At 60.3% G+C, this 11,547-nt stretch carries 5 protein-coding genes; all 5 read left to right on the forward strand.

What is annotated here, in order from left to right:
* Positions 1 to 494 precede the first annotated feature (494 nt).
* Entirely contained in the window at positions 495 to 4,205 is a 3,711-nt protein-coding gene (gene recC, locus RMS03_RS01200; protein ID WP_310625300.1) for an exodeoxyribonuclease V subunit gamma, read from the forward strand.
* The gene (gene recB / locus RMS03_RS01205) at positions 4,202 to 7,810 is read left to right on the forward strand and encodes an exodeoxyribonuclease V subunit beta (RefSeq protein ID WP_310625301.1); all 3,609 of its coding nucleotides are present in this window, start codon (positions 4,202 to 4,204) and stop codon (positions 7,808 to 7,810) included. Before recC ends, recB begins: the two co-directional genes overlap by 4 nt.
* Before the next feature lie 44 nt (positions 7,811 to 7,854).
* Entirely contained in the window at positions 7,855 to 8,202 is a 348-nt protein-coding gene (locus RMS03_RS01210) for a hypothetical protein (protein ID WP_310625302.1), read from the forward strand.
* A gap of 66 nt (positions 8,203 to 8,268) precedes the next feature.
* Positions 8,269 to 10,140, forward strand: a complete 1,872-nt coding sequence (recD, locus tag RMS03_RS01215; RefSeq protein WP_310625303.1) for an exodeoxyribonuclease V subunit alpha — start codon at positions 8,269 to 8,271, stop codon at positions 10,138 to 10,140.
* A 61-nt stretch (positions 10,141 to 10,201) separates the two neighbouring features.
* A partial coding sequence (locus RMS03_RS01220) for an acetate--CoA ligase (RefSeq protein ID WP_310625304.1) occupies positions 10,202 to 11,547 on the forward strand: 1,346 nt, incomplete at its 3' end.

Here is an 11,547-nt window from a genome sequence, read left to right on the forward strand (position 1 = left end):
AACCGTGACGGATGAGGAATTGACTATGATTGAAAACCGATTGAATCACCGCCCCAGAAAGCGACTAGGATTCAAGACACCTCACGAGGTATTCCATGCCTCGTTAAAGCGTGTTGCACTTCGTCCTTGAATCCGCCTTATCTAAGATGATCATGGATATTTCAAAAGGCAAGCTCTGAGAAGTCTTTGACTTTCCTGAGACATGACGCAGGCTTGACTCGGCCCAGTAGCCACGCTGCCCACGGATACGCTCAATCTCGCGACTGATGGCGCTGCGATACCTGCCCAGTGAGCTGTCTCTGTGAGAGTGTGCTGGGCGCATTCAATCCTCCTCTTATTCAAACGTTGCACTTCGTCCTTGAATCCGCCACCAGTTAAATTTTATTGTGTCGGTTTATCGAAGGTCGGCAGGTTCACGGTTTGCGCCCTGCCATCCAGTATGCTTATTAATTAACACAAATATTTAGATCCTTTTTTCGCCCGTTCTGCCCCACATGTCTAGCCCCCACGCCACCGGTTTTATGGTGCTTCATAGCAACCAGCTCGAGGGCCTGCGCGAGTTGGCGGTGCAGTTCATCCGCAAGCACCCGCTGCCCGTGCTCGCGCCCGAGGTGTTGCTGGTACAAAGCAACGGCATGAAGCATTGGCTCGAACTGGCCTTGGCCAAAGACCTGGGCATTTGCGCGGCCACGCAGGTGGAGTTGCCCTCGGCCAAGCTGTGGCAAATCTACCGTGCCGTGCTGGGGCCAGACAGCGTGCCTGCCCACATGCCGTTGGACAAGTCGCCACTGGTGTGGCGCATCATGCGCCGCTTGCCAGACTTGCTGGCAAGGCCCAACTTCGCGGCGCTCAAAAACTATTTGGGCCAACCGCAAGGCGACGCATCGCCCATGAACCGCCGCGCCTACCAGCTGGCCGCGCAACTGGCCGACGTGCTGGACGGCTACCAAAACTACCGCGCCGATTGGCTAGAAGACTGGGCCAATCACAAAGACCAACTGCGCACGCAAGCGGGTAGCAACGCATCTGCATTCACCACACCCCTGCCCGCCGCACAAAGCTGGCAGCCCGAGCTGTGGCGCGATTTGCTAGACGACCTTGCGGCTGATGCCGAGATGAAGACTGCTTTGCAGACTGATGCCCAGCACAGCTTCAGCTCTCGCGCCAAAGTGCATGAGGCGTTCATGGCCAAGATGGCTTCCCTCCATGAAATGAGCGAAGGTAAAGGCCAACGCCCTGCGGGTGTGCCGCATCGCCTCATGGTGTTTGGCGTGACCTCGCTGCCCATGCAAACCGTGCAAGCACTGGCCGCTTTGGGCCGTGTGTGCCAAGTGCTGATGCTGGTGCAAAACCCGTGTCAGCATTACTGGGGCCACGTGGTGGAAAGCCGTGTGCCGCTGGCCAAACACTCGAAGCAACGCCAAGTGCACAAAAAAGATTTGCCTATTCCACAAGACGATGGCTCGCTGAGTGAGGCCGATCAATACAAGTTGCACACCGACACCCATCCACTACTCGCCGCATGGGGTAAGCATGGCCGCGACTACTTGCACTTGCTCGATGACTTTGACGATGTGGCGCACTACAAAAGCCAGTTCAACCGCGTCGATGTGTTTGTAGACCCCGCAGTCTCAGCCGCCGCCGAAGGCCGCGAGCCCACAATGCTGGAGCACTTGCAGTCGTCCCTGCTCAACCTAGAGCCACTGCCACACACACCCGTCCCCGTGCCAGCCGATGACACCAGCATTCGCTTTGTGCAAACCCACTCCGCCCAGCGCGAAGTCGAGGTGCTACACGACCGCTTGCTGGCGTGGCTGGATGCCGACCCCACCTTGAAGCCCGCCGACATCATGGTGATGGTGCCCGACATGGCCAACTTTGCGCCGCACATCCACGCCGTGTTTGGCCGCTTTGCCCAGCACAACAACCCACGCTACCTGCCCTACTCCGTGGCCGACACCACGCCACGCACCGAGCCCTTGGTGCAAGCCCTTGACACCCTGCTGCAACTGCCCCAACTGCGCGTGACGCGCGTGGAGTGGCAAAGCCTGTTTGAAGTGGCCGCCGTGCGCCAACGCTTCGGGCTGGAAGAACACGACGTGGCCCAGCTCGACACTTGGCTGGCTGACGCTGGTGTGCGCTGGGGCCTAGACGCCGTTCACCGCAAACCCTGGGGCATGGCACCCGACACGGCAGATGCCCATCAAAACAGTTGGCTGTTTGGCGTGGAGCGTTTACTGCTGGGCTATGCCGTGGGCGCATCAAGCCCGAGCGACACGCCCAGCAGCGACGCTGCGCCAGCCCACGACCTCCACCACAGCACCAACCCAACACTAGCCACCCCGTGGCTCGACACCTTGCCGCTGCCAGGCGTGGGCGGGCTAGATGCACGCGTGGTCGATGGCCTGCTGCAATGGCTTCGCCACACCCAAATTGCGCTGCTCAAACTACGCCAAGACCACACGCCCACCGAATGGGTGGCAGTGTTGCAGCAGTTGGTGGCTTTGTTTTTCAAGCCCAGTGACGATGCTGACGAGCGCTTGATCGAGCGCGTGATGGCCCCGCTAGAAACCTGGCTGGCCGATTGCCAACTGGCCCGCTTGGACAGACCGCTGCCCTTGGTGGTGGTGCGCGAACACTGGATAGCCCAACTGCAACAGCCCGCCATGCAGCGCCGCTTTTTTGGTGGAGGTGTGCAGTTCGCCACGCTCATGCCCATGCGCGCCATCCCCTTCAGGTGTGTGTGCTTGCTGGGCATGAACGATGGCGACTACCCACGCAGCCAAACCCCACGCGACTTTGATTTGATGAGCGATGTTGCCCACGCGGGCGCAGCGCCCCATGACGCCAATGTGCACTGGCGCGCAGGCGACCGATCGCGCCGCGAAGACGACCGCTACTTGTTTTTAGAAGCGCTGCTCTCGGCCCGCGACAAGCTCTACATCAGCTGGCAAGGCCGCCGCACCACCGACCATGAAATCAAACCACCGTCGGTGCTGGTGGCGCAACTGACGGACTACCTCAACGCGGTCTGGACACGCGGCGACCAACCCGCCTGTGAAGCACCGCTCCAACCGCTGCAAGCGTTCTCACCGAAGTACTTCACCCAAGGCTCTGGGTTTGAAACCTATGCGGATGATTGGCAATCTGCGCTGACAAACCCAGCTAATGCACAGACCTCTGAAGCCACAGGACAAGGCCTCACTGCGAACACAAACAATCTAGGCACCAGCAACATCGCAGCTGCAACCAGCCCCACTGAGTTGACGCTGCAACATCTGCAACGCTTGCTGCGGCAACCTGTGGACGTGTTTTTGCTTGACCGTTTGCGCTTGAAGCTAGACCAACCCGAAGAAGCTGCTCAAGAGGACGAACCTTTCTCGCTCAGTGGTTTAGACAAATACAAACTCAACCAACAGATTGCGCAGGCTGATGACGCCGAACACGCCTTGGCCCAACTGCACTTGAGCGGCCAATTGGCCTTGGCTGGGTTTGGTGAGGCACAACAACGCCTGCTGCTGCGCGATCGCCAAACACTGCGTGACCCACTCGATGTGCTGCTGCGCAAGTGGCCACACACGCTGCATGTGCAATCGGCCCGTTGGCTGCTGGACCAGACACACCTGAGCGCTGAATGGTCCAACGACCAGAAGACCCTCTGGCGTACGGATGACCTAGGCCAACAATGGCTGCAAGTGGCGCTGCGCCCGGGTGCGGTGAGTGAAGGTAAAAAAGAACAGCAGCAAGCACGGCTCGACACCCTCAGCCACCTGTGGCTGCACCACTTGGCCGCCTGCGCCAGCGGCACCCCCACCACCAGTGTGCAAATCGGGTTGGATGCAGCCATCGAGTTGCAACCCATCGCCGCAGCGCAAGCCCAGGCCCATCTGCAAGACCTGTGCAACGCCTATCGCGACGCATGGGCACTGCCGCTACCCGTGGCCGCCAAAACCGCATGTGCCTACCTCATGGGCGTGTCGGCAGAACACAAAGACCCGCTCGGCAAAGCACGCACTGCATTTGAAGGGAGTCACCACAAAACCGGCGAATACCAAGACTCACCTGCCCTGCAACGCGTGTTCCATGGTTTCAACGAGATCGAAGCAAGCCTCGCACCTTGGGCCACCCGCTTGTACGCGCCCATGCACCAAGCCGCCCAAGTGATTCACCTGCGTGCAGACCCCGCCGAGGGGGCCGACGCATGAAAGCCCTTCACCCACACACCCTCCCCTTGCATGGCCGCCAAGTGATCGAGGCCAGCGCAGGCACAGGCAAAACATGGACGCTGGCTGCGCTCTACCTTCGCTTGGTACTCGGTCACCAACGCGCCGACGCTTTGCTACCCCCGCAAATTTTGGTGATGACCTTCACCGATGCCGCCACCGCCGAACTGCGCAACCGCATCCGCACACGCCTGAGCCAAGCCGCCACCTACTTTGACTGGGGCGCCCAAGACCGCGCGTTGCCCAGCAGCTTGCAGGTGGACGATTTTTTGGCCGAGCTGCGTGACAGCTTTGACAAAGCCCTGTGGCCGCGCTGTGCCCTGCAACTCAACTGTGCGGCGGAGTGGATGGACGATGCCGCCATCTACACCATCCACGGTTGGTCGCGCCGCATGCTCAGCCAACACGCGCTGCAGAGCCACAACCTGTTTGAGCAAACGCGCCTAGAAAACGCCGACCAACTCAAGCTCACGCTGGTGCAAGACTATTGGCGCGAATGGTTTTACCCATGGCCCGCCGAGACGCTCCAACACATCACACCTCTGATCGGGCAAAACCCCGGCCAATTGCTCGACACCTTGGATGAGATATGGCGCGAGCAAGAGCGCAAACCACGCGAGGCCGTCGCCCCGTCCACCACGCCCACACAAGCGATTGACGCGCACATGACGTGGCAAGCCAAGGTTGCGGCCACCGCGCAAGTGGCACGCGAGGCATGGGGCGACGCGGTGTTGCAAGCCCTGCAAGACGCAGGCGCACAGAAAAAAATCAAAGGCGTGCGTGCCGACTATTTCGCCAACTGGCTCCAAGTGCTGCAAGCTTGGGCCACACGCGGTGAGGCAGCAGACATCCAAGTGCTGGCGCGCTTCACCACCACAGCACTCCAAGACAAGGGCTGGGGCGAGGCCGAAGGCTTTGCGTTCTTCGCAGCCGTGGCCGACCACATCGACACGCAGGCCGCAGCACCGAACACCCTGCAACAGATCGCCCTGCACGCCGCTCATGCGGTAGGCCAAGCCTACACAGCCGCCAAAGCCCAACGCGCGGCATTTGACTTTTCGGACTTGCTACAAAATCTGCATCACGCCGTCATGGCCGACGATGGCCGTTTGGCCACCGCCATTCGCCAGCAATACCCCGTGGCCTTGGTGGACGAGTTTCAAGACACCGACCCTTGGCAGTACGGCACGCTCAACCGCATCTATGCCCCGCACGTCTGCACCGCCGCCAACGCACTGGTGATGATTGGCGACCCCAAACAAGCCATCTACAGCTTCCGTGGCGCGGACTTAGGCACTTACCTGCAAGTACGCGCAGATGCACAGAGCATTCAGCACGAAACCCCCGAACAGCAGGACGCGGCCGTACACACCCTCACAGGCAACCACCGTTCCAGCCTGGGGTTGGTGCACGCTGTGAACCATGTGTTCATGCAGGCCGAACAACCGTTTGCATCGGCACAAGGCAAGATTGAATTTGTTGAGGTTTCGGCCAAAGGCCAAGAGCCTCCACTCATCCTCCAAGGTGAAGAGCGCCCACCTTTCACGGTGTGGCACATGTACCCTGAGGGCGATGCAGAGGTGGTGAGCAGCACCAGCTACTTGCACCACACCGCCGAGGTGTTTGCCGACCAAATGGCCACCTTGCTCAACCAAGGGGCTGCGACACCGAGCGACATGGCCGTGCTGGTGCGCAGCCAAAAGCAAGCCGATGCGGTGCGCCAAGCGCTACAGGCGCGACACATCCCCAGCGTGTATTTATCGGATCACACCAGCGTCTACCAATCCACCGAAGCCACGGACCTCTGGCGCCTGTTGCGTGCCGTGGCATCGCCGCGCCAAACCGGCTGGGTGCGTGCGGCCATGGGCAGCCGTTTGTGGGCGCTGGACTTGCACGCGGTGCTGGCCATCACGCAAGACGAAGCGCAGTGGGACCAGTTGCTTGAGCAATTCCACCAATGGCATACCCTGTGGCAGCAACACGGCGTACTGCCCATGCTGCACCAGTGGCTGCACAGCCAGCAGGTGGCGCAACGCCTGTTGGCGCAACCCAACGGCGAACGGCGTTTGAGCAACCTGCTGCACTTGGGCGAACTGCTGCAACACGCCGAGCAAAGCCTGCAAGGCGAACACGCCTTGGTGCGCTTTCTTGGCGAGCAAATTCAAGGTGATCACCACGACAGCGACACACAACAAGCCCGCCTAGAAACCGATGCGTTGTGCGTGAAAGTCATCACCTATCACAAGAGCAAAGGCTTGGAATACCCACTGGTGTTTGTGCCGTTTGCCGGCGCATTCACGGTGGAGAAAAAAGCCAAAACCAATTTCGCACAAGACGACGAGGCGCACGACAGCGATGCAGAAGCCACCTCGGTCGAAGAAGACATGCGCTTGCTGTACGTCGCCCTCACCCGTGCGCGGCGCGGCTTATGGCTGGGCGTGGCCGAAACCCGACTGGATTTGAGCGGCAGCATCGAGAAGCACACCCTCAAACGCAGCGCCTTGTCACTGCTGCTCGCACGGCTTGCGCGTGGCGACTTGGTCGCTCAGTTGCACCGCCTGTGGGGCACTTGCCAGCACATCCACATCGCCCCATTGCCCTCGCTACAAGGCACGGTGTACCAAGCGCCAGCACCAACCAGCGCTGAGCAAAACGCACGCACCCCCCAGCGCACCCACCACAGCCTGTGGTGGACGGCCAGCTTCAGCGCCATTACACGGGGACTGGTGTCCGAATCCAAACGCGACGAAGCCGTGGCTGATGCGATGACCGACGCACAACGCGATGTCGTGGCTGACGCCACCACCTTGCCGGAGCCCGAGAGCCTCAGCGCATGGCAAAGCTTCCCCGCTGGGGCACGCTACGGCACGCTGCTGCATGACTTGCTGGAATGGTTGTCGCAAAACGGATGGCCCGTGGCCCACGCGCTGGCACCTGTCTGGGCGCAGCAAGCATGGGACAACTTGTTGACGCGCAAAACCAACTGGCTGCAACTCGACAAGACACAACACGCACAACTCACGCCGTGGCTCCAAGCCGTGTTGCAAACGCCGCTGCCCCTGCATGCATTGCATGCACCGCCACTGGTGCTGAGCGAACTCAGCAGCGACGCCATGTGGCCAGAGATGGAGTTCAACCTAGAGGTGCATCATCTGAGCGCCAAGCTGCTGGACCAACACATCCGCGCTCATGTGTTTCAAGGCACACCGCGTCCTGCGCTGCAAGCGCGGGTGATGCAAGGCATGCTCACCGGCTCGTTGGACTTGGTGGTGCATCACGAGGGCCGTTATTGGGTGGTGGACTACAAGTCCAACAAACTACCCAGCTACGACGCCGCCACCTTGCAAGACGCCGTGCTGCACAAACGCTACGACGTGCAATACGTGCTCTATACCTTGGCCTTGCACCGCCTGCTCAAAGTGCGTTTGCCCGATTACAACTACGCCCAACACATGGGTGGCGCGGTGTATCTGTTTTTGCGCGGCATCGATCAAGCAGGTGCAGGGGTGCATGCGCACAAACCGCCACAAGCATTGATTGAAACATTGGATACTTTGTTTTCGGACAAAGAAAAACACATCGTCTGAGCTTGTCGCGCCCTATGGAACGAATGCCCGCCTAAAATCAAACCATGCGAAAGTTATGTCTCCTCCTGTGCATCAGCTTGTTCAGCAGCATGTTTCATGCGGCGACGATGCCTCTTGAGACGGGGCCCACACACACGGTGGACACGGTTGCCGCGCATGAAGGGCACGCTTGCGAAGAAGCATCTGCCCCCGTTTTTCGCACACGGGTGTTGCAAGACATACCCAACCCGCAATTCATGCCTCCCAAAGCCTTTTCTCTGAACCACAGCGGTGGCGCCCACCACCAGGACTGGCGAGTGGCGCACCGCCATGATCGCGGGCATGCTAGCCCCCTCGCGCTGGGCTACGGTGTTGCTGCGACAGCACAAACTCCCATGATGCACAACCACTAAGAGGAATTGATTGCCCACGGAGAAGCCCGCATCCTGCGGGCTTCTTTCTCAGCACCCACGCATCACATGACCGCCTCACACACCCTCTCGCCTTTGCTGCAATCGTCATGGGCGGCCACCACGCCGCTGACAGGTTTGGACAAATCCTTGGCCAACTTCTTGCAAAGCAAGCAAGCCAGCGATGACCCACGCCACTTGTGGTTAGCCGCTCTGACCAGTCACCAATGGAGCCGCGGCCATGCTTGCTTAGACCTCGCCACTTTGCACACGCAAGCGGACGCACTGCTTGGCTGGAGTGAGGAACACACCGCCAAGCTGCCCGCCGATTTGATCGACGCTGCAAGCGCTCTGCCTTGGATACACGGCGAAGCCAGCCCCTTGGTACTGCACCAAGGCGCACAAGGCGCGCAACTTTATTTGCGCCGCGCATGGACAGCCGAACAACACATTCGTCAACGCATCGCCCAACGCTTGGCCCTGCCCTGCCCAGTGCCCGCTGATTTACAGCAACGCTTGGACGACTTGTTTCCCAAACCCACCGACACCACGCCCTCAGCACCCGACATGCAGCGCTTGGCCTGTGAGGTGGCAGCACACCACCGTATCACCCTCATCACTGGCGGGCCAGGCACTGGCAAAACCACCACGGTGGTCAAGCTGTTGGCCTTGCTCGTGGGGACGGCTGCGCATGATTTGCAAATTCACTTGGCTGCGCCCACAGGCAAAGCAGCGGCACGGCTGACCGAGTCCATCCGTCAAGCACTGACTCACATGCCCGCCGATGTGCAAACGCGCATCCCCACACAAGCGCAAACCCTGCACCGTTTGCTGCAAACCAAACGCCGTGACACAGCGGTGCATACACTCGCCACCGATGTGGTGGTGGTGGACGAAGCCTCGATGGTCGACCTCGAAATGATGGCCCGCCTGCTGCAAGCCGTGCCCACCTCCGCACGCTTGATTTTGTTGGGTGACAAAGACCAGCTCGCGTCGGTGGAGGCCGGTGCCGTGATGTCGCAGCTGTGCACCGGGTCCTTGCTGAAACACCAAACCGTCACCCTGACGCACAGCCACCGCTTTGATGCCAAGAGTGGCATCGGCCAATGGGCACGTGCGGTGAACGCCGAAGTGGCCGACAACACCGCCGCCCTCAAAGCCTTGTGGCAACACGCGCCCGACTGGCTGGCGCTCTTGCCGGCGCAACAACGCATCGATGCAGACGACACCGCGCCCGATGTGACACGCCTGCAGCTGGGCAGTGCCAGCGACCCGCAACTGGCGCTGGGCTTGCGCCACGGTTGGCGCGAGTGGTTGACGCTGCTCGCCCCCCACCGCGCCAGCATCACAGCGCCTGCAGCGCCGTGCACCGATGCACAAGCCGCCGCCTTGCTGCAAGCCTTCACCGCGTTTTGTGTGTTGTGCGCGGTGCGTGAAGGCCCGCTAGGTGTGACGCAACTCAACGCACAGGTCGAGCACGCGCTGGGCTTGGGCCAAAGCCCGTGGTACGCAGGCCGCCCCGTGATGGTGACGCGCAACGATTACGCCTTGGACCTGATGAATGGCGACATGGGTCTATGCCTGCCCTACCCCGATGGTGTGCTGCGCGTGGCCTTTCCCGCCACAAATGCCCAGCGAGACGGTGGTGCTGTACGCTGGGTCATGCCCTCGCGCTTGGACAGTGTGGAGACGGTGTTTGCCATGACGGTACACAAATCACAAGGCTCTGAGTTTGCGCATGTGCTGCTGGTGTTACCCGCTCAAACCTCGCCCGTGCTGACACGCGAGTTGGTCTACACCGGCCTCACCCGCGCACGTCAACGCCTGACCTTGTGGGTGCCGCAATTGGGTGTGTTGTGGAACGCCTGCGCACGCCGCGTGTTGCGCAGTGGGGGTTTAACCCAAGGGTTTGTCAGCAGCGCTTCAGTCAGACCCTTGTAAGAGCCCAGCTCCACAGTCACAGGGTTTTGACAGATACCGCCATATAAGAGGAGACCGGTTCATGAGCGACATCACCATTCACCAGCCATCAGCTGAATTCGTCAAGCAAGCCAACGTATCTGGCATGGCCGCTTACGAAGCTTTGTGCAAAAAAGCAGACACCGATTACGAAGGCTTTTGGGCTGAACAAGCGCGCGACTTGTTGAGCTGGAAGACGCCTTTCACCAAAGTGCTCGACGAGAGCAACGCCCCTTTCTTCAAGTGGTTCGAAGACGGCACCTTGAACGCCTCTTACAACTGCTTGGATCGCAACATCGAAAAAGGCTTGGGCGACAAGACCGCCATCATCTTCGAAGCCGACGGTGGCGAAGTGACCAAAGCCACGTACAGCCAATTGCTGGCCAAGACCTGCCAATACGCCAACGTCTTGAAGTCCATCGGTGTCAAAAAGGGCGACCGCGTGATGATCTACATCTCGATGTCCATCGAAGGTGTGGCCGCCATGCAAGCCTGCGCCCGTATCGGCGCCACCCACTCGGTGGTGTTCGGCGGCTTCTCAGCCCAGTCTTTGCGTGACCGTGTGGAAGACACGGGCGCCGTGGCCATCATCACCGCCGACCAACAAGTGCGCGGTGGCAAGCACCTGCCCTTGAAAGCCATCGTGGACGAAGCCCTCACCTTGGGCGGCTGCGACTCTGTGAAAAACGTGTTGGTGGTCAAGCGCACCGGTGGCGACATCGCCATGACCTCAGGCCACGACCATTGGATGAGCGACTTGGCTGACAAGCAAGCCACCACCTGCGAACCTGAATGGGTGGGTGCTGAGCACCCCTTGTTCTTGCTCTACACCTCGGGCTCAACAGGCAAGCCAAAAGGCGTGCAACACAGCACTGGCGGTTACTTGCTGCATGCAGCCTTAACCACCAAGTGGACCTTCGACTTGAAGGCCGACGACGTGTTCTGGTGTACCGCCGACATCGGCTGGGTCACTGGCCACACCTACATCACCTACGGCCCCTTGGCTTTGGGCGGCACAGAAATCGTGTTTGAAGGCGTGCCGACTTACCCCGACGCTGGCCGCTTCTGGCAGATGATTCAAGACCACAAAGTCTCGATCTTCTACACCGCACCCACCGCCATCCGCTCGCTCATCAAAGCGGCAGAAGCCAACGATGCCGTGCATCCCAAGAGCTACGACTTGTCCAGTCTGCGTTTGTTGGGCTCCGTCGGCGAACCGATCAACCCAGCAGCATGGGAGTGGTACTACAAGCACGTGGGCGGCAGCCGTTGCCCCGTCGTCGACACCTTCTGGCAAACCGAAACTGGCGGCCACATGATCACACCACTGCCCGGTGTGACACCCATGGTGCCCGGTTCTTGCACATTGCCCTTCCCAGGCATCCAAGC

Source organism: Limnohabitans sp., from assembly GCF_031538885.1.
In the GTDB taxonomy this organism is placed as follows: Bacteria; Pseudomonadota; Gammaproteobacteria; order Burkholderiales; family Burkholderiaceae_C; genus Limnohabitans.